This window comes from Paenibacillus sp. BIC5C1, assembly GCF_032399705.1.
Taxonomy (GTDB): domain Bacteria; phylum Bacillota; class Bacilli; order Paenibacillales; family Paenibacillaceae; genus Paenibacillus; species Paenibacillus taichungensis_A.
Genome location: NZ_CP135922.1, coordinates 2,198,677 through 2,222,040, shown reverse-complemented (window position 1 = coordinate 2,222,040; position 23,364 = coordinate 2,198,677). Strand labels below are relative to the sequence as shown.

At 45.5% G+C, this 23,364-nt stretch carries 24 protein-coding genes and 1 other RNA gene; 9 read left to right on the top strand and 16 right to left on the bottom strand.

Features of this window, described 5'->3' with window-relative positions; translation table 11 throughout:
• Positions 1 to 153: 153 nt before the first annotated feature.
• The 3 genes from RS891_RS10245 to RS891_RS10235 form a co-directional block, all read right to left on the bottom strand.
• Positions 154 to 648: a DUF309 domain-containing protein gene (locus tag RS891_RS10245; RefSeq protein WP_315795207.1), complete on the bottom strand. Its 495-nt coding sequence runs from the start codon at positions 646 to 648 to the stop codon at positions 154 to 156.
• Positions 635 to 1,450 (bottom strand): GTP diphosphokinase, encoded by an 816-nt coding sequence (locus tag RS891_RS10240; RefSeq protein ID WP_113052770.1) that lies wholly within the window; start codon positions 1,448 to 1,450, stop codon positions 635 to 637. Before RS891_RS10240 ends, RS891_RS10245 begins: the two co-directional genes overlap by 14 nt.
• Before the next feature lie 135 nt (positions 1,451 to 1,585).
• Entirely contained in the window at positions 1,586 to 2,683 is a 1,098-nt protein-coding gene (locus RS891_RS10235) for a quinone-dependent dihydroorotate dehydrogenase (protein WP_113052771.1), read from the bottom strand.
• Positions 2,684 to 2,938: 255 nt separating this feature from the next.
• Between RS891_RS10235 and RS891_RS10230 the strand changes: the two genes are divergently transcribed.
• Positions 2,939 to 3,076 (top strand): hypothetical protein, encoded by a 138-nt coding sequence (locus RS891_RS10230; RefSeq protein ID WP_162842436.1) that lies wholly within the window; start codon positions 2,939 to 2,941, stop codon positions 3,074 to 3,076.
• Between the two features lie 86 nt (positions 3,077 to 3,162).
• Here RS891_RS10230 and RS891_RS10225 read toward each other — a convergent pair whose 3' ends face one another.
• The 3 genes from RS891_RS10225 to RS891_RS10215 all read right to left on the bottom strand — a co-directional run bounded on the left by RS891_RS10225 (position 3,163) and on the right by RS891_RS10215 (position 6,440).
• Positions 3,163 to 4,602, bottom strand: coding sequence for a L,D-transpeptidase family protein (locus RS891_RS10225; protein ID WP_315795206.1), 1,440 nt, complete (start codon positions 4,600 to 4,602; stop codon positions 3,163 to 3,165).
• A gap of 171 nt (positions 4,603 to 4,773) precedes the next feature.
• A complete protein-coding gene (locus tag RS891_RS10220; protein ID WP_053783645.1) occupies positions 4,774 to 5,016 on the bottom strand; it encodes a ferredoxin in 243 nt (80 codons plus the stop codon).
• A 119-nt stretch (positions 5,017 to 5,135) separates the two neighbouring features.
• Positions 5,136 to 6,440, bottom strand: coding sequence for a DNA polymerase IV (locus RS891_RS10215; RefSeq protein ID WP_315795205.1), 1,305 nt, complete (start codon positions 6,438 to 6,440; stop codon positions 5,136 to 5,138).
• A gap of 546 nt (positions 6,441 to 6,986) precedes the next feature.
• Here RS891_RS10215 and cimA point away from each other — a divergent pair.
• The gene (cimA, locus tag RS891_RS10210; protein ID WP_315795204.1) at positions 6,987 to 8,606 is read left to right on the top strand and encodes a citramalate synthase; all 1,620 of its coding nucleotides are present in this window, start codon (positions 6,987 to 6,989) and stop codon (positions 8,604 to 8,606) included.
• A gap of 93 nt (positions 8,607 to 8,699) precedes the next feature.
• Here cimA and RS891_RS10205 read toward each other — a convergent pair whose 3' ends face one another.
• Complete coding sequence (locus RS891_RS10205; RefSeq protein WP_315795203.1) at positions 8,700 to 9,251, bottom strand: TlpA family protein disulfide reductase; 552 nt, start codon at positions 9,249 to 9,251, stop codon at positions 8,700 to 8,702.
• Between the two features lie 184 nt (positions 9,252 to 9,435).
• On the opposite strand from RS891_RS10205, the gene RS891_RS10200 reads away from it, so the two are divergent.
• Positions 9,436 to 9,924 carry a Mov34/MPN/PAD-1 family protein gene (locus tag RS891_RS10200; protein ID WP_315795202.1) on the top strand — a complete coding sequence of 163 codons (489 nt, stop codon included), beginning with the start codon at positions 9,436 to 9,438 and terminating at the stop codon, positions 9,922 to 9,924.
• Here RS891_RS10200 and RS891_RS10195 read toward each other — a convergent pair.
• From RS891_RS10195 to RS891_RS10185, 3 genes are read right to left on the bottom strand one after another with little or no spacing between them, the layout of a single operon-like run.
• The gene (locus RS891_RS10195) at positions 9,910 to 10,647 is read right to left on the bottom strand and encodes an exonuclease domain-containing protein (protein ID WP_113052776.1); all 738 of its coding nucleotides are present in this window, start codon (positions 10,645 to 10,647) and stop codon (positions 9,910 to 9,912) included. The two genes, RS891_RS10200 and RS891_RS10195, sit on opposite strands and share 15 nt — an antisense overlap.
• Positions 10,644 to 11,738, bottom strand: a complete 1,095-nt coding sequence (locus tag RS891_RS10190; RefSeq protein WP_397386943.1) for a DUF294 nucleotidyltransferase-like domain-containing protein — start codon at positions 11,736 to 11,738, stop codon at positions 10,644 to 10,646. Before RS891_RS10190 ends, RS891_RS10195 begins: the two co-directional genes overlap by 4 nt.
• 33 nt (positions 11,739 to 11,771) lie before the next feature.
• Complete coding sequence (locus RS891_RS10185; RefSeq protein WP_076292032.1) at positions 11,772 to 13,172, bottom strand: ammonium transporter; 1,401 nt, start codon at positions 13,170 to 13,172, stop codon at positions 11,772 to 11,774.
• Between the two features lie 354 nt (positions 13,173 to 13,526).
• Here RS891_RS10185 and RS891_RS10180 point away from each other — a divergent pair, with 354 nt between their 5' ends.
• Entirely contained in the window at positions 13,527 to 13,955 is a 429-nt protein-coding gene (locus tag RS891_RS10180; RefSeq protein WP_076292098.1) for a MerR family transcriptional regulator, read from the top strand.
• 29 nt (positions 13,956 to 13,984) lie between these two features.
• Positions 13,985 to 14,665, top strand: coding sequence for a zinc metallopeptidase (locus tag RS891_RS10175; protein WP_113052777.1), 681 nt, complete (start codon positions 13,985 to 13,987; stop codon positions 14,663 to 14,665).
• 33 nt (positions 14,666 to 14,698) lie between these two features.
• Here the strand turns inward: RS891_RS10175 and RS891_RS10170 are convergent, their stop codons facing one another.
• The gene (locus RS891_RS10170) at positions 14,699 to 15,610 is read right to left on the bottom strand and encodes a glutamate biosynthesis transcriptional regulator GltC (RefSeq protein ID WP_024629242.1); all 912 of its coding nucleotides are present in this window, start codon (positions 15,608 to 15,610) and stop codon (positions 14,699 to 14,701) included.
• A gap of 70 nt (positions 15,611 to 15,680) precedes the next feature.
• The gene (locus tag RS891_RS10165) at positions 15,681 to 16,307 is read right to left on the bottom strand and encodes a rhomboid family intramembrane serine protease (RefSeq protein ID WP_076292034.1); all 627 of its coding nucleotides are present in this window, start codon (positions 16,305 to 16,307) and stop codon (positions 15,681 to 15,683) included.
• Between the two features lie 148 nt (positions 16,308 to 16,455).
• Between RS891_RS10165 and tpx the strand changes: the two genes are divergently transcribed.
• Positions 16,456 to 16,974: a thiol peroxidase gene (gene tpx, locus RS891_RS10160; RefSeq protein ID WP_315795201.1), complete on the top strand. Its 519-nt coding sequence runs from the start codon at positions 16,456 to 16,458 to the stop codon at positions 16,972 to 16,974.
• Between the two features lie 72 nt (positions 16,975 to 17,046).
• Here tpx and RS891_RS10155 read toward each other — a convergent pair whose 3' ends face one another.
• The 4 genes from RS891_RS10155 to RS891_RS10140 form a co-directional block, all read right to left on the bottom strand.
• Complete coding sequence (locus tag RS891_RS10155) at positions 17,047 to 17,439, bottom strand: DUF1499 domain-containing protein (protein ID WP_024629239.1); 393 nt, start codon at positions 17,437 to 17,439, stop codon at positions 17,047 to 17,049.
• A 185-nt stretch (positions 17,440 to 17,624) separates the two neighbouring features.
• A non-coding RNA gene (gene ssrS / locus RS891_RS10150) (6S RNA) lies at positions 17,625 to 17,817 on the bottom strand.
• 51 nt (positions 17,818 to 17,868) lie between these two features.
• Complete coding sequence (locus RS891_RS10145; RefSeq protein WP_315795200.1) at positions 17,869 to 18,705, bottom strand: YesL family protein; 837 nt, start codon at positions 18,703 to 18,705, stop codon at positions 17,869 to 17,871.
• Positions 18,706 to 18,888: 183 nt separating this feature from the next.
• Positions 18,889 to 20,472, bottom strand: coding sequence for a degradosome RNA helicase CshA (locus RS891_RS10140; RefSeq protein ID WP_090895601.1), 1,584 nt, complete (start codon positions 20,470 to 20,472; stop codon positions 18,889 to 18,891).
• Positions 20,473 to 20,775: 303 nt separating this feature from the next.
• Between RS891_RS10140 and RS891_RS10135 the strand changes: the two genes are divergently transcribed.
• The 3 genes from RS891_RS10135 to RS891_RS10125 all read left to right on the top strand — a co-directional run bounded on the left by RS891_RS10135 (position 20,776) and on the right by RS891_RS10125 (position 23,303).
• Positions 20,776 to 21,597, top strand: coding sequence for a YitT family protein (locus RS891_RS10135; protein ID WP_181586526.1), 822 nt, complete (start codon positions 20,776 to 20,778; stop codon positions 21,595 to 21,597).
• Between the two features lie 175 nt (positions 21,598 to 21,772).
• Positions 21,773 to 21,961, top strand: a complete 189-nt coding sequence (locus tag RS891_RS10130) for a hypothetical protein (RefSeq protein ID WP_029880762.1) — start codon at positions 21,773 to 21,775, stop codon at positions 21,959 to 21,961.
• Between the two features lie 160 nt (positions 21,962 to 22,121).
• Positions 22,122 to 23,303 (top strand): putative glycoside hydrolase, encoded by a 1,182-nt coding sequence (locus RS891_RS10125; protein ID WP_315795199.1) that lies wholly within the window; start codon positions 22,122 to 22,124, stop codon positions 23,301 to 23,303.
• Positions 23,304 to 23,364 lie beyond the last annotated feature (61 nt).

Below are 23,364 nucleotides of genomic sequence, written 5' to 3'. Positions count from 1 at the left end.
AGCTCCTGAGTTATTCCTAACTTTTAATGATGTCCTTTAATACCGAACACCCCGGCCCATTCCTCTAGAGGAACAGTCGGGGTGTTTTTTTATAAATCATATGTCTGACAGTATGTTAATAAATGAAGCGGATGATGACTTTCCTTTACAAGTTTACTCGCTCTGCAAACCCTGCTCCTGCTGCATTGCCTTCATCTTCTCTTCATAGATTCGTCCACGTGTAGGGCTTCGGCGTTGGGGAACATTAGGCTTCAGTTCAAGAGCACGTTCTCGAACCTCCTGTACAAGCACCTCATCCTGAATCTGAATATACAAGTCTCTGTAAGGAAAATTCTGCGGCTCAGGACCCGAAAGCCCATGAACCAGCTCCTGTACTTCATGCACCAACGGCCCAAGGGCAATGCCTCGCGAAGTTTCCGGATATGACTTTAACAGATCTACTGAACTCTGTAACATCATGCGTCCTCCGCGAAGGTTATGATTCCTGAAATGATACAATCCCACTGCAATCTGCAGCAATCCTTTGTACAGAGAATCCCGATCCCGTTCAAGCCACAGTTCTTCCAATACCTCATGGCATTCAAAGTAGTCCTGATCGCGGTTGAAGTAGATTAGATAGTCAACATACAGCGGCTCATAGCTGCTCATCCGGGTTTTCGCCCTTTCTAGCCGCATTCAGAAGTGCTTTCACATCATCCAGAAGGTCTTTTAACCCTTCCATATCATGACGCTCCCAGCAGTCATTGAAACGCTTTTGTGCATCTATCGCTTCGTTCACAAGGTGGTAGAAGTACAATTGATGTATGATGTTCAACGTTCTTGATACAATATTGGAGTCATCTTCAAAGGCCTTTTGCGCCTCCAGAATTTGCAGACGGATCGCCGACATCTCATTATCGAGTACAAAAGCGGCTTCCGCCGTCTTTTTCAATCGTGCACGCATATCATCCGGCAGACTCTCCCGGAACTTGTAGCTTAGGGAGTGCTCGATCGTGGCCCAGAAGTTCATCGCCAGCGTCCGAATCTGAATCTCGGCCAGCACATTCTTCTGCCCAAGAGCCGTCTGAACAGGATACTCAATAATCATATGGAAACTGCGGTAGCCGCTCTCTTTGAAATTGGTGATATAATCTTTTTCAATTAATACCGTCAAATCCTTACGACCACGAATATACTCGGCTACCCGCCGAATATCATCCACAAACTGGCACATAATGCGGATACCTGCAATATCCTCAATGCCTGTTTCCACCTGATCAAGCGGCACATTCAGGCGTCTGGATTTCTCCAGAATGCTGGATATTTTTTTGACACGACCGGTAACAAATTCGATCGGGGCGTATTCTTCCCTTTTCTTAAGCTCCGCCCGCATCGTTTTAAACTTAACTTTCAATTCCTCTACCGCTTGTTCATAAGGAAGTAAAAATGTACCCCAGTCTCTACCGTCCATGCTTATGCCTCCTGTCTCTATAGCTTCCCCTGTTCTTATCCATTATACATGATGTTAAGCGGGGGGAAGAGTCCCGTGCGACATTGCCCTCTTCCACGCTTCTAATTTTCAATCCGGGGAACTCCGAAACATTGCTTAACGATGCTCCGCACCGACAGCTTCCGAAATATGACTATAACCGTCTTTGCGCAGCAATTCACGCAGTCCGGCATGAATGCGCCGGTTCACTTCAGGTCCTTCATAGATCAATGCCGTATATATTTCCACCAGGCTGGCACCTGCTTTAATCTTTTCGTAAGCATCTTCACTTGTGAAAATGCCCCCCGATCCGATGATTGGCAGTTTGCCTTCGGTCTGGCGATAAATTTGGCGAATGATTTCCGTTGAACGGTCACGCAGCGGCTTGCCACTTAGTCCGCCTGTCTCTTTGGCATGCTGATGGGACAGACCTTCCCGGCTAATCGTGGTATTTGTTGCGATGATTCCGGCAACTCCACTATCTGCAATGGTGCTCACCATATATTCAAGCTCCTGGTCATTCACATCAGGTGCGATTTTGACCAAGACCGACTTAACGGAACCACCCGCTCTTTTGCGCTGTGTCTCCATCTCATCCATCACTGCAGCAAGCAATTCCTTCAATTCATTCCCATGTTGCAGATTACGCAAATCCGGTGTATTTGGTGAACTGATATTCACCACAAACAGGTCCGCATAATCGTATAGCGCCCGAATGCATTTCGCATAATCCAAATGCGCTTCTTCATTCGGTGTCGCCTTATTTTTACCTATATTTACGGCCACTGGAATACGGCGCTCTGTGAGGCGTGCCAATTCACCCGCCATCGCTTCGGCTCCAAGGTTATTGAAGCCCATCCGGTTCACCAATGCCTCATCGGGAGGCAGGCGGAATAACCTTGGCTGGTCGTTACCTGGCTGTGCAAGCGGTGTGACTGTGCCCACTTCCATGAAGCCAAACCCGATGGAAGAAAAGCCCGTTACAGCCTGTCCGTTTTTATCCAAACCAGCCGCAAGTCCTACAGGTGTAGGGAAATGACATCCAAACATATCCACAGCCAGATCCGATGTTTCACGCACGCCATACATGACACGCAAACCGGAAGGAACCGGGCGAATACTCCCCATTCCACTGAGGCCACCGATAATTAGATGATGGGCCTGCTCAGGGTCCATTTTGAACAACAAAGGTTTAGCAAGACTTCTGTATAACAAATCACTCACTCCGTTCTGGTCCGGTACGCTGAAAAAATGCTTTCCGTCTTTTTCATATGTAAAAAAACACTCTATACACAAGTCTATCCGTTTCTTCTTCAAAAGGAAAGTAGTTTGAGCATAGACAGAAGGAATCCTATTATGCAAAATGCTCACAAGAAATCCACCCGCCTACTGGAAATGGCGAGTTGAATTCTTTACAATGGGAGCATGGCTACATCTATATAGCCTTATTCCATGAAGGAGGAACAGCCCATGGCTCCCAAACGCAAACCACCTACTTTGCAGCAAAAGAAAGATGAAGTCAACCGGAAAGCCATTATCTGGACCGCAGCCAGCGTCGGTGGACTGATCATTATCATTGGTGCGCTTATTATTATCGCCAACCTGTAAATGATTCAATCGACTGTTTCTGCATCTACATACCAATCCAGCACGGATTTTACGTTCTCTTCGGTCTGAATCATTTGGTTTATCGTTTAATTCAACCAATGATACGTCTTATTCGGATTATTTTGCTTGGGAACAAGTGTGTACCGGTAGCGATCCTTCGCTTCTGGAACCATAGCTGGCTCTGGCAGCAGATCTTTCCCGATGCGTACCGGAGTTCCCTGAGGAGCAAGAGCAAATAGCTCTTCCACATCTTCAGTATTCATTCTCACACATCCAAGGGATTCATCCAGCCCGATACTGTTTGGCTCGTTGGTCCCATGGATGGCATAATTCGTGTCCGATAGCTGCATGCCCCTACTTCCAAATTCGCCATTGGAACGACCATTGGGATTTACAACTTTGTCTGAAATGACAAACGAACCCTCTGGAGTGCGATCTCCCCCAAGCCCCACCTCGTAATTTCGAATAATGGTGTCGCCACTAATCAGTGCAAGCTTGTGTCTGCTCTTGTCCACGATGATCTCAAGCCGATCCTGCAAAAAAGGCTTTCCGCCTAACGTATCCACAAATGCAGCGTTTTTGCCTTCCGGCAAATCTGAACCTTCATGTGTTCCCTTAGCTGTGTTTTTTCCTATTCCCATTTGCCCTTGTTGATGCATGGCTAGTAGTGCCGGAAACATCCCGGTCATGCCAGGTGCAGTTTCACCCAGAATATTATTTGGAAATGGCTGGGCAAGTTGCGCAACACTTTTCGGCCAGTTTCCGTTTCGTTTCTTATATGTAATCATTGCACTCGACAGAGCTGCCGCGGATTCCTGTTTGACTGTCCAGGCTTGTGCCAGGCGTTTGATCTCCGGTGATACTTCCGGTGGTTCACAGTTACACTGTTTGGCATCATAACTCTGTGCCGTTAATTTGCCACTGCTGTTCGTCTGAACGATATATTTCACCTCCATGTTTCGCTTCCATAATGTCCAGTTATCTGCGACCTCCATTCCAAGCACAGCCGATGTCTGCACTTTCGCACCAGAACCCGACCATGCAGCTGCAAGTGCAGCCTCCCCCTGGTTGCCTCCACCGAATGCTCCAGCTGTAAACACATTGGAGTTTGCAACAAGAGCCAAGTCTCCCTTCGGGTTATTCCCTGACTCGTTATCCATGGAATCGTCCGTCGATTCCAAAGCTGAAGCCAAAGCCTCGGCTGCATCACGATTGAAACCAGGAGCATCCGCAGGTGGTAATCCTGCCAGTACAAGCAGCATCAGCAGGGTGAGCCACATCTTGCGAACACGATGTTTTTTCTCCTTTTGCTCAGCCATCTCAACCAGCTTCTCCTGATAATCCACCCATATATCTGCCGGTGCCTTGCTTCGCTCGAAAGCCTCGTAGACTTCACCCGCCTGTTGAAAACAATAGTTCGCTTTGGCTTCCTGCCCTTCAGCCAAATATTCCTTACCGAGTAAATACCAGGCCATTTTATTATCGGGATGTTTCTTTACATATGTTCGTAGGTGAGTATTTTGCATCCGATCCTCCATCATTTCGCCTTTTTCCGTTTATATATATATCGGCAAATGATGACAAGAAATCCATAGGACTTGAGTACCCGGATCTAAACCTCAATATTCGACAAAAAAAGCACACCCCACTGTCCCAAAGACAGAAGAATGTGCTTTTGTATGTTCATATGAAAGGAATTAACCTTCTTTGTTGAAAGGTTCATCCGCAACTTTAATGGAGTCCGTAGGGCAGCCGTCACAAGCATCCTGCATGTCGTCGAACAAGTCATCCGGAATTGCTTTGATCCCTTGGTTGGCATCTCCATCGAAGATTACTTCTGCCAAACCTTCATCATCATAATCATAAATGTCTGGCGCCGTTGCTCCACATGCTCCGCACGCAATACATGTATCTTTTTCTACCCAAGTAAATTTACTCATTACCAATCTCTCCTCCTATTATTCAAAAACGTACAGTATTTTTATCTAGAAACATATTAATACAAAGTAAGAGTTATTACAAATAATTTTAACAGCCTCAAGACTCCATTATGCCCTATTTAATCGAGACTTTGCAAATTATCTTTTTGCAGCGATGTTCCTCGGACTTTATGATTGCGCAGTAATACGGAAGGATCATCCCCCAGCATGCCAGCAGTAACGACAGCATTTTCGCCAAATTTGTCACGTAACTGATCCATGATGCGAATCAGATTTTCCTTCTTCGGCTTCTGCTCATATTCAAACAGATCAAGCTGTATCGCCGACTCCTCACGTGGAATTAGGGTTTGAAGGGTCACACCCAACATACGAACAGGCTTCCCGCCGCCCCAATGTTTTGCAAATAAAGCACAGGCCTCCCGGTATATGATCGAGGAATCTTCAGTAGGCACCTCCATCATCCGCGATCTCGTAATTGTCTTCATATCCGGTGTACGAATCGTAATCTGAATGCCTTGACTGAGCATTTCGTGTTTGCGCAATCGTCTTGCAACCTGGTCACTTATATTCAGTAACACCCGATGTACATCATCCATTTCAGATATATCCGCAGGTAATGTTGTCGTGTGTCCAATCGATTTGTTCGCTTCACGTTCAGCCTGAACTGCTGAATCATTAATGCCGTTTGCTGAATTTTTTAACCAGGAGCCATTAATTCCAAACACATCGGTTAACATCCGTTCGTCTGATTTGGCCAGCTGTCCTATGGTTTCAATACCCAGTTTCTTCAGCTTTTCCGCTGTCTTTTTGCCGATCCCAAACATCTCGTTACAAGGTCTATGCCACAATATTTGAGGTACATCCCTCATCCTCAAAATCGAAATGCCATTAGGTTTTTTCAAATCAGAAGCCATTTTGGCAAGCAGTTTGTTTGGGGCAATTCCGATTGAACAAGGCATTCCCAGCTCATCCCGGATTCTATTCTGAATACTTTCCGCAATTTCCAGCGGTGTACCGAACTGTCTGGACCCCGTAATATCGAGATAACACTCATCGATTGAGGTCGCTTCAAGCAGCGGTGTATAACTGTAAGCTATTTTCATGAATTCTTTCGAATACCGACGATATAAATGAAAATCCGGACGAATCACAATTAAGTCAGGACATTTCTTCAATGCTTGATGAACAACCATGCCTGTAGAAATACCTCTTCTTCGAGCTGTGTATGAACAAGTTACTATGACACCTTTGCGCACTTCACTACTGCCAGCAACGGCCGTCGCTTTTCCTCTATATAATTCCGGTTCCTCGGCTTCATGTACAGAGCAATAAAAAGCATTCATATCGACATGCAAAATCACTCGACCGGCGGTAGGATAATATCGATCTACATTTATGTTGTTATGCGTCTGGTCTGAAGACATGATCCACCACCGCCCTTTCGTATACACAATTCCGTTAAATGTTATCTCTACTCTATTATATCAAAATCCCTTATGTAAAAATCATTTATGTCGCCTTATTTTCGGAGAGCCTTTACGATCGATCGAATGATACCCCACACGGCAACAACGATAATAGCGATTATAATGAGTGAAATAATTATATTCTCCCAAACAAAGCTCATTCTTTCCCCTCCATTTATAAAGACAAAATTTGAAGCCATGTTCGATCCTGGAATACTTGTATTTAGATGAAGCATAACATATTACAAGACTACGTTTACAGCTCACTTTACTCTACAATCCATCATTTGTTACACCAAATGGTGAATTCGATGTAGCATTTGGCGATAATGGTGCTATAATAATTAATTATACAAATTCACGATTTTAGGACAAATCTACACTTTGAATTTAATACAGTGTAGCGGTACAGAATCGAAGGATTCGTCACCAACATTCTAATATGTTTTTTAAACACACCATTAAACTTTCCAAAAAAGCGCTTCATCTTAAAGGAGGATCTTCATGTCAAAGGCCATCTCCATCTTCGATACGACTTTACGTGACGGCACACAAGGGGAGGGAGTCAGCTTATCGGCAGATGACAAGCTCAAAATTGCCAAGAAGCTCGATGACCTGGGTGCTCATTATATTGAAGGCGGAATTCCAGGCAGCAACACCAAGGACATTGAGTTTTTCAAAAGAGTTAAGGAACTGAATCTGAACGCGAAGGTTGTCGCTTTTGGCAGTACACGTCGTAAAGGCAGCATCGCCAGTGAAGATGCCAACTTGAAGCGCATGATCGAATCCGGTGCTCAGGCAGCGACTCTGGTAGGCAAGTCGTGGGATTTCCACGTGCACACTGCTTTGCAGACCACTTTGGAAGAAAACCTGTCCATGATCTACGACTCCATTGCTTATCTGAAACAAAACAGTATGGAAGTCATTTTTGATGCAGAGCATTTCTTCGATGGATTTAAGCACAATCCAGAATATGCACAGGCTGTATTGACCAAAGCCCATGAAGCTGGAGCAGACTGGCTTGTGATGTGTGACACCAACGGTGGAACGATGCCGCATGAAGTGTACGAGATCGTATCTAAACTCGCTGGACGGCTTCCGCAAGCCCATCTGGGCATTCATACACATAATGACTGTGAACTTGCTGTAGCCAATACCTTAAGCGCAGTACAAGCTGGTGCCAGACAGGTTCAAGGTACAATGAACGGGTATGGAGAGCGATGTGGCAACGCCAATCTGGCTTCGATTATCCCTAACCTGCAACTGAAGCTTGGATATGAATGCGTTTCTGAGGATTCGATGAGACAGCTCACGAATGTTGCCCGTTATGTTAGTGAGATTGCCAACGTAAATATGCCAATCAACCAGCCTTATGTCGGAAATGCTGCTTTCGCTCACAAGGGCGGTATTCACGTCTCTGCCATCCTTCGTGATTCCCGGACCTACGAACACATCGTTCCTGAGTTGGTTGGTAATAAACAACGTGTGCTCGTCTCCGAACTGGCCGGACAAAGTAACATTGTGTCCAAAGCACAGGAACTGGGTCTTGAATTTGATCCAAGCAGTGCCAACTCACGTCAGATCATTGAGAAAATCAAAGATCTGGAACATCAGGGTTATCAGTTCGAAGGCGCCGATGCCTCTCTTGAATTGTTGATCCGAGAAGCCAACGGTGACATGAAAGAATTGTTTACCTTTGAATCGTTCAAGATGCTTGTTGAAAAAGCGGCTGGAAAGTCTGTTGTTTCGGAAGCCTTTGTTAAACTTAACGTAGGCGGAACAAGTGCGTATACCGCAGCTGAAGGCAATGGTCCGGTCAACGCACTGGATAACGCACTTCGGAAAGCACTTGTGCAATACTTCCCTTCCCTTGCCAACATGCATCTGTCCGACTATAAAGTACGTGTTCTGGATGAAAAAGATGCTACTGCCGCGAAAGTTCGTGTATTAATTGAATCCAAAAACACAGAAAACACATGGAATACGGTCGGTGTATCCGAGAACGTGATTGAAGCGAGCTGGGAAGCTCTCGTACACAGTTTCCGTTATGCCCTTCTTCAGGAAAAATTGCAGGACGAGCCTGATGTAGTCAATATTCCAGCTCACGGTCTAAGCAACCATTAATGCATATTTCCCGGAAAATAAAAAAGCGCCTTTCTCCAAAAAACATTGGAAGACAGGCGCTTTTGCTTCTGACTTGGCTAGCTTCTTGCTTGGTTAATCCACAATTAACTCCTTGATTTTTCGCTCCAGCTCTTTCTCTGGCAAAATCCCCAAGATAATTTCCTGAACGACTCCTCGGGAATCAATCAGTACATTCGTCGGAAAAGCTAAACCGTTATATTTGGCATATGCTGTTCCGTCTTCATCAAGCAGAATAGGGAACATCAGTTTGTATTCATCTACAAAAGCTTTGGCATCCTTGATTTTATCGTACGTGGTTACATTCACACCATAGAGGTCCATTTTATCCTTGTATTTTGCTGCCAATGTATTGAGCGCAGGAGCTTCCTGCTTGCACGGTTCACACCAGGATGCCCAGAAACTGACGAAGATGGCCTTTTCCTTGGCTCCGCCTACAGAGTAGGTTTTTCCATCCATAGCTCGCAAAGAGAACGCTGGTGCCAGTAAACCCGCTTTCGGGCCCGTCTCCGTGGGCATCGGCTCCTCTTGCTTAAACACGGCTGCGATTCCGTTGTCTGCATTTTGAGCCAAAGCAATGCTCACCAGCAATACAACACCCAGCAGTATGTATATATTTCGTTTCATGACCAGCCACCCTTTTGTATAATCAAACATATTGAGATTTACGTCCTTCTAACATGTGAGATATTTCAAGCTCTCTCTCATATTGTACCCTTTTCCTTTAAAATTTTACAATCCGGGTCACACAAAATAAAATAAAAAAGGACTCCTGCCGAAGCAAGAGCCAAAGAGAGAGGGGTGAATACAAATGGCAGCACCTCACGGGCAGCAAAACACCTTCTACATCCCTTCCTCCGTAGAGCAGGAGATGTCTAAGTACATGTTCGCTTCGCTGCCATTGGAAGCCTGCGGGGTTGTGCTGGGTGAAGCCGCAGCGGGCGGCATACGAATCAGTCGGTTTCAGCCCATTCGTAACGTAGCGCCTGACCCGCTGCACCATTTCGCATTGGAAGATGCAGAATGGATCCGATGTGTGTTCAATGAGCCGCAACTTATCGGGCTCTTTCACTCCCACCCTAGATCCACTCCCGTACCTTCCAATGAGGATCTGCGAAACCTACCGATTTTCGCTGGACTACTCCAGGTCTATTTTATAGGCTCACCAGATTTTACAGCTGACACACAATCAAAGATGCTTCTAAATGGTTTTCAAATTCATTCAAATGTTGCTTCAAGCGTTAGAATGAGCCATGTCCAACCATACAGCTTACAGCTCGCCCGGCTATGCGTGACTTAACTGAGTGTATAGATCACCCAATGTTTCTACATTTTTGCGAGACATATCCTCCAGATAACAGGACCATAGCTGCGCAGTCATTTTAGCGTCCTCCAAAGCGTGGTGGCGCCCATAGATGGGAATGCCTTTGGATTCCAGCAATTCATCCAGTCCATAACCAGGTCTACTCGGCTCAAGCCAACGTGCCAGCATCATCGTATCAATGAGCCGGTGCGTTAACCTTACTTTGGATGTCCGCCACAATGCCGCATTCAGAAAAGCCCGATCATGCGCGCTTGCATGGGCAACCAGTACACTTCCGCCAACAAAAGACATGAAGTCATGCAAGCCTTCCAGGAGTGACGGAGCCTCTATGGTCATTTCCTGTGTAATTCCCGTCAGTTCGGTAATGTGTTCCGGAACGGACACTTTGGACTGAACCAACGTGTAGAACTGCTCATTCTCCAGCATCACACCCCCATTAATACGCACCGCCCCAAAGGAAAGGATCTCATCCCCATGCTGGGGAGAGAAGCCTGTCGTTTCCAGATCGAATACGACAGCATTCAATTCATTCAAGGGCGTGTGCAACACCTCGGGTCTGCGCTGTTCTCTCATCATCGAACGGATAAACGCCATATGTTGCGCCGTAGGGGCTCCCATTATGGAAGCGATGGCGGAAGGAACCCCTCCCTGGCGCAGCGAATTCCAGAATCCAGTATTGCCCCTTGCCGGCTCTCTCATGGACGTCTCCTTTCTGCAAAACGAAGTTGTCTTTGCAGCGCACGATGTACTCGCCGCACCAACCCTAACGTATCCCGGAGTTCATAAAGCATTTGTTTTTCCTTCAACTGTTTCTCATTCAGGTAACCACCGCTATGCTGCAACCCTTGTTTGACCACAATGGGTGTACTGCGTCGCAGCTTCAAAGCCGTCATAAATGCACGCTGAGCTGCGTCCAGCAGAGTAAGTGGAACTGCTTCGAGTGAGACCAACCTCTGAATCCGCTTGAGTGTGGACGTTTCTTTGATACCATGCTGCAAAGCCAGAAAACGCGCACTGTTCACTAGCGGAATATATAAGCCATATTTCACATCAAATCCACCCGCATGTTCACCAAATCGTTCGGTCACTACCCTTCCGAGGATGTTCAGTGTCGCCTTGTGTTTAACGGTATTGCGCAGCACGGCATCGGAAAGCTCAGGAACCGATCTGAACCCTTCGTAAAATGCATAAATCCATTCCTCCGCAAGCTCAGGCTCACCCGCAACAAAACGCATGTCAGAAGCAATAATTAGATTGCGAACCGGCTCCCAGGACAGGTCCGATCCCCATGCTTTCAGTTGTTCCTTCCATGATTCCAGTGTTTTTCTCCATAAAGGCTCTGAACACATCACTTTACCTTCACATTTGGCGTAACCAAGTGCCTCCAACATGTCAGTCATTCGAAGTCCGAGTTCGGCAAAATATGCCTCTTTTCCCTCATGTGGGATATCACTGATAATCATGCCATTATCCTGATCACTCCATAACGTCGCTTCTTGCCTGCCGGAACTGCCAAAAACGATAAAGGCATAGGGGACGGGAGGTCGGCCTAAGCCTTCCTCTACCATCCCCTGGATGCATAACTCCACTGCCCGCCGAGCAATCCGGTCATGCAGTTCATTTACCGTCTGGTACCATTCAATCGGCGACAAGGAAGCGGACAACAGTTCCTGGAGCTCATTCTGCAATATCACACGTGCCTGGCGCAGTTCTTGAGAAGATGCCGCACCATCTATTCCCTGATAGGACCAGGATTGATTTATATACGGGATGGGTTCCATCATGTCCAGCCTCCTTGAAGCATGATTCAGCAATCATTCCTCTTAGGAGCTGAACGTACCGCCATTGGATTTAGTTTCTACATTCTTCATTTGTTCAGGGTACCCGTAAGTACCATGCTCACTTAAATCCAGACCCATCGTTTCTTCTTCTTCCGTTACCCGGATTCCCATGACAGCTTTCATACCACCAAGAATAATGAAGGACATAATCAGTACGAAGGCAAATGCGCCTGCCAGACCCAAAAGCTGAACGCCCAGTTGGTGGAAACCACCACCGTAGAACAGACCCGCTTGACCTACGCCTGCATTCTCAGCAAGTTCCGGTGTTGCGAACAAACCTGTGGAGATCGCTCCCCACATACCGGCAATACCGTGTACAGAGAAAGCATAGATTGGATCATCAATTCCTTTACGTTCAAAGAATTGAGCAGTAAAGAATGTGATAATACCTGCCAGAGCACCAATAACCAGCGCTGCCCATGGTTCTACGAAAGCACAAGCACCTGTGATGGCAACGAGTGCCGCAAGCACGCCGTTCAGCATACTAGGAATATCGGATTTACCCAATACAGCCCATGAGATCAACAGTGCCGCAACACCACCAGCAGCCGCAGCTACGTTTGTAGTCAATGCAACATAACCGAAGAATCCATCACCCATGGCAGATAATGTACTACCTGGGTTGAAACCGAACCATCCAATCCAAAGGATAATTACACCGAGTACGGAGTAAACTTGGTTATGACCTGGAATGATGTTAGGTTTACCATCTTTGTTATATTTTCCGATACGCGGCTTCAACAAGATGGTAGCTACCAGTGCAGCAGTTGCACCCGTCAAGTGGACAACCGTTGAACCTGCAAAGTCTTGCATACCAAGCTCAGCCAACCAGCCGCCGCCCCATACCCAGTGAGCAACAACCGGATACATGATAATGGTATACAGCGTACCGAAAACGATATATACACTCATCTTTGCACGTTCAGCCATACCGCCACAGGCAATGGCCAGGGATACTGCTGCAAAGGCAAGGTGGAATACAAACTTAATTGTTAGCGGAACATCAGAGAAGGCCAATGATTCGAACGAAGCCGCCATTCCGTCCCCACTCAGGAAAAATCCAGTTGTTCCGAAGAAACTGTTACCATTACCGAAACCAAGACCGAAGCCAAGAGCCCAGAAGGCAATAACCGATATTCCCAATGTCAGGATTGTTTTACCCGCAATATGTCCTGCGTTTTTCATTCGAGTCGAACCTGCTTCAAGTAAAGCAAATCCCCCTTGCATCAGGAAAACCAGCACAACAGCCAGAAACGTAAAGGCTGAGTTCAGACCGCTTTGAAGTTCGATGTTAGTCGGCCCCTCCGCAGCTGCAAATGCGCTGACCGGAAAAGCCAATAAAGTAAGCATTATTAACACCGAAACCAACCATTTCTTTCTCATATACCCCACTCCCTCTTATGTTAAGTTTCTTCACATATCGTGAAACTCTTAATGCCATTATAAGCAGAAGACAGGAAAGTTGACAAGAGTATTTTCAGCAAAAATGAAAAATATTTCTGGGAATAAAGTCTTACGTCTTTTTCTTGCACTTAAGTACATATTCATGTCCTATGAGCACATAGATATAGAAACGCAACCTGACAGCCGTCAAAGCGTAACGTTTGACTGTATGGTTAAAGATCATGTATCATAACTAATAGTAAGAAAAAAATTGGGCGGGTTATGCAAAGCCGCAACTGGAATCTACAATTCCCTACATTTGAACTTGCAAGCGAGGTGAATATCATTGGGGATATGAAATTGTTTCGGATTGGCGAACTTGCCAAAACTGCAGGTGTGAGCGAACGGACGATTGATTATTACACAAAGCTCGGTCTCATCGCTCCTGAAGAGCGCACAGAAAAAAACTATCGTCTTTATAGTAATGAAACTTTAACCAGGCTCGAACGTATTGTACACATGAAACAAGAGAAGTATAGTCTCGACGAGATTAAGCAATCTCTTGAGAAGTGGAGTATGGTGAGCACGGAAGAACAGGTTGCCAGCAAACTGACAACATTGGAGCTCCATGTGCAACAGCTTGAGCGAGAGGTAAATGAGCTTAAACCGCTGCTAGGCGAGATGAAACCTGTACAAGCACGTAAGATGATGGCCGGACTGCTCGCCAAAAGTGCTGGTACGATGGAAGCCTTGAAGATCTTGCTTGAGAACACCATGATGTAGCTTATTATTTTGAAAGCGGAGGAATGAATATGAGTTTTAATAACGGTATGTTCGTTTTGATCATTATCGCCTTTGTGCTCTCCTTGTGGGCGCAATTTCGCGTTAAGAGTACCTTCAACCGTTGGTCAGATGTTAAAAACCTAAATGGAATGACCGGGTATGATGCTGCCCGTCACATGCTGGACTCTAATGGCCTACACGACGTTCCTATTGAGCCCGTGCGTGGAGCACTCTCCGATCACTACGATCCAATCAATCGTGTCGTGAGGTTGTCTGAGCCTGTATATTATGAAAATTCAATCTCGGCTGTCTCTGTTGCATGTCACGAAGTTGGCCATGCAATCCAGCATAAGGAAAGTTATCCGATGTTGGCACTACGTCACCGGATTTTCCCAATCGTCAATTTCGCATCCGGACTTGCACCCTTCTTGCTCATTGCCGGAATCATCTTTAATGCAATGAACTTAGTCGGCATTGGTATTATTTTCTTCTCCGTAACTGTTGCATTCCAGCTCATTACGTTGCCGGTTGAGTTTAATGCAAGCAACCGCGCAAGAGAGATTATGGTATCGGAAGGTTATATCCGTAATGAAGAAGAAAGAGGCGTTGCCAAAGTACTCAACGCCGCAGCATTGACCTATGTAGCAGCAGCACTTATCTCCTTGCTGGAACTGATTCGTTACATCGGAATTTTTAATAGCCGGGACTAATTGAATACACAAACAAAAAACAATACCCCACCGTTAATCGGATGGGGTATTGTTTTGCTGTAAACCAAAATAATTAAGCAAAAATGAACGAAATGACTGCGCAACAAGCGGAAGCTTGTCATCTGCACGATGGATCAACCCGATTGTACGCGTCACTTTTGGATGAGAAATGGCTACATGCGCCGGTTGCAGCGGATTCGTCTGGAAAAGTGCCATTTCCGGCAACAAACTCACACCCATGCCAGCGGCAACCAGTCCACGAATGGTATCAGTCTCTTCACCCTCAAAAGCAATCTTGGGCGTAAACCCGGCTTCAAGGCACGCGTGCCAAACAATCGGACGCAAAGAATAGCCTTTACTGAATAATACAAACTTATCATCTTTAAGCTGTTCTAACGCAATACTCTCTTCACCGGCCAATGGATGATTAGGCGGAAGGATTGCATGCAGTTCTTCCGTAAGCACAATGTCTCCATCCACCTGGTCGTGCTTCTCCGGAAATGGAGATATGAACGCCAAGTCCACTTCAGCCGATAACACATCACGAATGAGCGTCGGGAACATGCCCTGCTTGAATCTGAATTTAACGTTAGGATAACGCTGACGGAACGCTGCTACAACCGAAGGAATCAAGTGAATACCGAGACTATGAGGAAAACCGATACGAATTTCACCATGCTCCGGGTCGAGAAACTCATGAACCTCCCCGACCGCTTTGTCCAGATCTTTTAATATGCCTTCAACCCGTTTGCAAAAGAGCTGCCCAACTGCGGTCAACTGCAGATTTCGCCCTTTTTGCATAAAGAGGTCCACTCCCAGTTCTTCCTCCAGCTGATGAATCTGACGACTCACTGCAGACTGCGCTACGTGCAATTCCTCCGCCGCCTGCGTAACATGCTCCTTCTGTGCCACTTTCAAAAAGTAATGCAACTGTCTTAATTCCACTGCCCCTGATCTCTCCAATCTGCTATACCCTACTTATCCTTGATTGCATTCCGTCTTCAGATCAAACCGACTACTGCTTAAAGCTACGAGGTTTCCACAAGCGGATGAGAAGTCCATAAATGAAAAATCCACCTAACAACCCACCCAAATGCGCCATCCAGTTAATGCCTGTCATCGCAAAGGAAAAAATAATTCCGAATACAAGCAGTGTATACAACGTTTTACGTGACGTTTCGTCCATCATTGTCCGCTGGAACAAAGCCACATACAGAAACGCACCATAGATTGCATAGATTGCTCCTGAAGCACCCACTGAAATTGTCGTTGCTCCAACCGAGTTATACCACGCAACAGCCAGAATGTTGCCCAAGATGCCTCCCCCCAAGTACAACACACCATATCTTACCGAACCAAGTAACCGTTCCATTGGTGGTGCAAATACAATGAGAGCAAAGCTGTTAAACAACAAATGGCTGAAACCAGCATGCAGGAACATCGAGGTAATGTAACGCCACCATTCTGCTGCAAATAATTCATGGTTAACAAGAGCTCCAAACTTAAGCAGCGTCATACTGTTAGTGGAACCGCCGTTCAAACTCAACACAATAAACATAACAACATTGGCAATTAAAAGAATCGACGTCAAAGGGAAAAATTTTAAATAACTTTTCCAGTTCTCATACCTTATAAATATCATACGTTTCTGCTTTCACTCCACCCTGTTCAGATCGGCCTTTAAGTCTGACCCATTCTAATGATCCTTCGTCCGAATTGGACAATGCCTTTCATAAAAGATTATAATGGATTTTGGCACGGATCACCAACTTATAAGGAGGAACATTATTATGGCACAAGAACGTACAGGCGCAGCCACCTTTAAAGGCAACCCTATTACATTGATCGGACCCGAGTTGAAAGTGGGCGATCAAGCACCCGATTTTACACTAAGTAAAAACCTGGTTGAAGATGCATCCCTGAAAGACTTCGCAGGTAAAATCAAATTAATCAGCGTTGTTCCTTCACTGGATACTGGCGTATGCGATGCTCAAACCCGTCGTTTCAATGTTGAAGCAGGAGATCTTGGAGACAATGTTGTCGTATTGACAGTAAGCGTTGACCTTCCATTTGCACAAGCACGCTGGTGCGGAGCAGCCGGAGTTGACCGCGTCGTAACACTGTCCGATTACAAAGCTCGTTCATTCGGTGAAGACTACGGTGTTCTGATCAAAGAATTCCAATTGGACATGCGCTCCATCTTCGTGGTGGATGCTGAAGACCGAATTACATATGTGGAATATCTGCCTGAAATGACAGACTCCCCTAACTTCGAGCAAGCGATTTCCGCTGTAAAAGCCTTGCTGTAAAAGTAGTTCACGTTCAGAACAAAAGCGAGGAAGGTTAACCTTCTCTCGCTTTTTGTTATTCACCCATCTATTTCAATCATTTGACTTATACTTACTCAGCTTCTTATCCAATACGGAGAACAAGTTCATGATCGTGCGATAATTAGAACCCAGATCTCCCAGTGAACCACGTGAAGCCGAATACATATCGACCGCACTGCGTACAGGACTTACCGATATAATGGAAACCGTAATATCCATCGTCCGTCCAAAGGTAGTCCGCTTCTCCAGTATGACCTCTCCCACAGAAGGCACTTCATGCAATACTTTATAACCCGGAATCTTTTTGAGTGTCGAAGAAACCTCTTCCCAGGCTCTGTCTTTGGATAAGTTATAATACCGTGTTTTTAATTTGGGATCCTTGGCTCGATCGCTGGTTCCCTCCATGCTGCGGATGATACCGACGAGCGTTCTCTTTAAGGTCAAGACCCTTCCTCCTTTGAATGTAACCGTTCCATTTATGTATACTAGTGTAACATTGTTCATGTAGTAACAAAAGGGCAAGCGACACTTTTAACAAAATACAGCCAAATCAACAAAATAAGCTCAAATAAAAAGCACCCTGAAATTCCTGGATTAGAGGAAGAGTCAGGGTGCTGTACATGATAAAATAGGAACCCGCCTATGCCGTCCGGCTACATTGTCTTATGAACCTGCTTAGCAGGTGGGTGGCCGCAAAAATGTTTTTTGAAGTCCCCATGTCATATAGACAGGGCGTTTCAGCAACATTCTGTATTTGATCTCCCGAAGACATCATCATTGGTTCAAAACAACGAATAACCGAAACGTACATCGCAGGATGTACAATTATTATATCCCTAACTGTGTAAAAAGTAAATGGTGACAGCTCATGTTTTATTTTTGGATATTATCTTGCTTTTCGTCAGATGGCTTAATTTCAGATGGTTCAGCCGTCTCTATTGTCTCAACAGACTCCCCTGCCTGTTCAGCGGCTTTTGCAGCTTCCTCTTCTTCTTTCTTCAGCTGCATCTTTTCCATCTGCTCCTGCATCTTATTAAACGTAGCGTAGAAGTTGAAGAAAGCAAACCAGGCAACAATGCTAATAATGAAGAAGATGAACAAGACCGGATAACGAAAACCGATATAGAACAACAATCCGCTTCCCAGCAACGTGGAAAATACACGGAATGGTCTAATCAGCGTCAATAGAACCGCATTTTTGATAATCATTCCGATCGACATGTGATAGTGCACAACCATCGAGAAGAAGTTAAAGAGAGAAACAAACAGCAGCAGCAACAGTACGAGCATAATAATTCCGACCAGCTGCATATTCTTGAATTGTGTCATGTATACTGTGTAATCCAGATACATGATGGCAAACAGCAACGTATAGAAGATGCCTCCAACTAAACTCTGTTTGTAGTTCTCTTTGTAACCTACAAAGAAAGTACGGAAGATCGGCACGTCCGTATCACCCATATTCCATTTACGAACAACCGTAAACAGCGCTGACGTCGCCGGGAATAGTGTAAGCGGTGCCACAATGGCTATAGCCCAGTTCATTTGTAGTGATTCGTTAGCCAGATTCTGCTGCATCACGAGCAGTTTCATAAACAAGAAAAACAAGAACGGAGACGAACAAATAGCCCACAACAGATTGGTTGCGGCCAGTCTCGTAATCCACTCTGTAAGTCGGTAGATCCCACCCATAGCTCCTTTAAATTCCAAACAATTCTCCTCCTCCGCAGCCTTGCGTCTAGCCTTAATTCTAATAATATTAATATACCTTATTATAGATAGGAAAAGCCAGCCCTTCCCGAAAAGAGATCACCAGCATACTGGTTTGGCATAATCTGCACATAAAAAAATGGAGCAGTCGCCCTGCTCCATTTTCCAGTTCACACTTGTATATTATTCGAAAGAAGAATCTTTGGCAGGACGACGTCCTTCATTGTTGCTTGGACGTGGTTTGCGGTCACGGTTGTAACCACCTTCTCTGCTTCCACTTCCACTACCACTGCTGTTACGATCGCGGTTGTATCCACCACGTCCGCCGCCACTGCTGTTGCGATCACGGTTGTAACCACCGCCACCACCACTGCTGCGGTTGCCGCTGTAACCAGATGGTTTGCGTCCGCCAGAGCGAACATCTGGTTTACGACGTTTCGCACGAATCGGATCTTCAGGAGTCAGATCAACTTGAGCATCTTTTTTGTCACCTGTCAGGAGCTTCAGAGCAGCCGACAACAGTTGAACAGAATCATATTGCTCAAGCATTTGAATCGCGATACCTTTGTATTCGTTCAGTTCGCCAGATTGTACGATTTCGAGCAAACGCTCAGCTGTCAAACGTTGTTTTCCTTCTACAGCCTCAGCCATTGTTGGCAGTGGTTTGCGAGGAATACGGTGACGTGTTACACGCTCGATGAAGTGCAGGTGGTCGATCTCACGCGGAGTAACGAAGGACCATGCAGCACCCTCTTTACCCGCACGACCTGTACGGCCGATACGGTGAACATAGCTCTCCGGATCTTGCGGAAGGTCAAAGTTCACAACGTGAGTTACGCCGGATACGTCGAGTCCACGTGCAGCTACGTCAGTTGCAACGAGTACATCAATGCTGCCGTCACGGAACTTACGCATTACTGTATCACGTTGGTTTTGCGACAAGTCACCATGAAGACCGTCAGCAGAGTATCCACGTTTTTGCAAAGCTTCAGCCAATTCGTCAACACGACGTTTAGTACGTCCGAATACGATCGCCAATTCAGGAGATTCCATATCCAACAAACGGCTGAGTGCTTCGAATTTTTGACGCTCAGGCACTTCGATGTAAGCTTGGTCAATCAAAGGCGCGCTTACTTGTTTAGGGATCACGGAAACGTGCTCAGGGTTGTTCAAGAATTGTTGAGCCAATTTTTGAATGTTAGGAGGCATTGTTGCTGAGAACAGCATCGTTTGACGCTCGTCTGGAACTTGTTTCAGGATGGATTGAATATCCTCCATGAAACCCATGTCGAGCATTTCATCTGCTTCATCCAATACAACAGTTTGTACATCATCGAGTTTGATTGTTTTGCGGTTGATATGGTCCAAGAGACGTCCTGGTGTACCAATGATGATCTGTGGTTTTCTTTTCAGTGCACGGATTTGACGAACGATATCTTGTCCTCCGTAAATTGGCAGGGAGCGCAAACCTTTGAAGCGGGTGAGTTTTTCGATTTCTTCGGCAACTTGGATCGCGAGTTCACGTGTAGGTGCCATAATGAGGGCGCGGATTTTTTCATCACTTTTGGAGATTTTGCTGATCAATGGAATACCAAATGCAGCGGTTTTACCAGTACCCGTTTGAGCTTGACCGATCAAGTCTCTTCCTTCAAGAGCAAGAGGGATTGATTTGGATTGAATCGGAGTTGCCTCTTCAAAACCAAGTTCGGTGATCGCTTGCAGCACCAGTGGTTCAAGATTGAAATCTGTGAAATTTAAATTTGTCAAAATTATTCATACTCCTTCTATATGGTGGACATGGTGGACAATCCACTTTGTTGTCTGTATTCTTAAGTAGCGTTAATATTTATAGGTTATCCCATCAAGTCGAATTATTTTCACAAACGAACATAATTCGTGAATGGGTCCCCAACATAAGACTAAAACTACATACATGCGTTTGAAACATTTCAAATTTTATCGTTCCATTTGGAAAAAGTTTCCTACTCAAGAATATCCACAAATCATTATATCACAAAACAATTCAAGATTACCAGCAATCTGGTTTTAAATATAAATGAGGTGATTAAATTGCCCAAAATGGTTTGGCACTGTTTAGTGATCGTATTGGGTGCTGCAGCTATTGCCTGCGGCTTCAACTGGTTTTTGGTTCCCCATCAGCTTCTCAGCGGCGGGGTATCCGGTATTTCCATGCTTCTCGGCTATTTTACGAATTTGAATCTTAGTATAATGTATTTTGTTCTAAACATTCCTCTGCTCATTGCAGGTTGGTTTATTCTTGGACGACGTTTCATTACATTAAGTATTGTTTCGGTAGCAGCCACTTCATGGTTCATCGGGCTTCTGCCTGTTTTTGCTGTGGCAACAGATCCCCTTCTGAGCTGTGTTTTTGGCGGTGTTTTAGTGGGATTAGGTACAGGAGTTTCCTTCCGAGTCGGCGGCTCGACGGGCGGGCTCGACATTGTTGGTTCCATTTTCACCCGTAATCGTGATTTCCCGATTGGTACGGTAATGGCTGGCATGAACGGAGCCATTATTATGCTAGCAGGGTATCTGAATGATGACTGGAACATCGCGCTTGCCTCCATGGTATCGATCTATATCACAGGCAAAGTGCTGGATCTGATTCACATCAGCCATGTCAAAGTCACCTTGTACATCATTACCAATGAAACCGAAGCGATGTTGAAAAAATTGCTTGTTCGCCCTCGTGGGGTCACCAAAATCAAAACCCAGGGAGCATATACAGACATCGAAAAGGACATGTTAATGACAGTGACTACTCGCTACGAACTCGTTGAAATCAAACGAATTATCAAGGAAACGGATCCGAACGCTTTTGTTAATATTGTGGAAACGGTTGGAGTTATGGGCTCTTTCCGCCGAAGTTGAGACAGATGTACGGTTAACAATTCTAAACATTGTGGTATAATAACGGTGTACGGCTCCTAAATATGTTGTATAGCAGGATGTACCCTTCAATTTCACAGAACCATGTGCTTTTCCGAATCGCGCCGAATGACTTACCATTTTGGAATTCGAGTAGGGAAGGGTGATTATTGTGGATATGGAAACGGTAAAACTGTTTGAAATCGTCAACAGATGGTGCCCGGAAATGCTCCCTTTCTTAAAACCGAATGAGCTCGACTCACTGATTGTTCTCCGGGATGGGCTGGGCATCCTGGAACAGGGAGACGCAATGGAAATCATTCAGTACAGTATTTGTGAGCATCAAAATGAGATTTACATTCAATAATTTTTTTAGATTGATCACGCCGCTTCTTGTGGGGGTTACCCTCAACAGGAAGCGGTTTTCATTTTTCCCATGTGTTTCATCCCTTGAATAATATGGTTAAAAGCCCAGAGGCTTTATTGTATAATTCAAACATGGAATGCACATAGGGGAGTGGAAATGAATGAACCTGTTTTGGGCTTTACTGGCTATGGCGTGGGGAACCTTCAGTGGTACACCAGCTACTGCGGATCAAGGGAATCAACCTTTTCAATCATTAACGAACAGTTTCAACACGGCCATCATTCAATCTCAAAAAGATCAGATCGTTATTGATGCGGATAACCCGCCTGCCAAAATTGACCCACAGCCTGATGCACCCGTTGTCAAAGGCATTTATGTGACGGCTTACAGCGCCGGTGGCGCACGCATGACATCATTACTCGATCTAATGGATAACACAGAGCTCAATTCCATGGTCATCGATATCAAAGACGATCTTGGATACATAACTTACCCTACGGAGAACAAGACGTTACAGAAAATGGGCAAATCTCAGCCTTTTATCCGTGATATGGATGCCTTGATGAAACGTCTGCAAAAACATGATGTATACCCGATCGCACGAGTCGTTGTATTCAAGGATACAATTCTCGCCAAAAAAAATCCGGAGATCTCTTTCCGCAACAAGGACGGTTCTGTATGGGCCAATGGCAAAGGCGACAGCTTCGTGAATCCCTACAGCAAGGAAGTATGGGATTACAACATAGAGATCGCCAAGGAAGCTGCTAAATTGGGATTTAAAGAAATTCAGTTCGACTATGTTCGTTTTCCGGAAGGTTTTGAAACACGTGCAGACGCATTAAAATACACTAAGTCCGACAAGTCCCGGGTCGACATTGTAGCCGAATTCGTGCAGTATGCACGCAAGGAGCTGGCACCGCTGGGTGTCCGAGTCTCGGTTGATATATTCGGTTACGCGGCCTCAGTACCCGCAGCCGAAGGTATTGGACAGGATTTTGTGAAGATATCTGAAAACGTGGATGTCATCTCGCCGATGGTTTACCCAAGTCACTACTCCACCGGCTGGTACGGTGTAAAGGACCCAGACAAAGATCCCTATACAACCATCAAAGGCTCCATGAAAGATACACATAAGAAACTTGATCCAACCAAAGAGCTAAAACCCGTTATCCGCCCATGGATTCAGGACTTTACCGCAAGCTGGCTAGGCAGTGGACATTACATCAAATACGGTAAAAAACAGGTAGAGGACCAAATTCGTGCGATGAAGGACATGAATGTGAATGAGTACCTGCTCTGGAATGCGTCCAATCGGTATACGCCAGACGTAAACTATAAATAATGCACTCTTATTTTTGTTCAGTTTACTCCAATAACCTCGTTCCGTCCTCATCTGGAGCGAG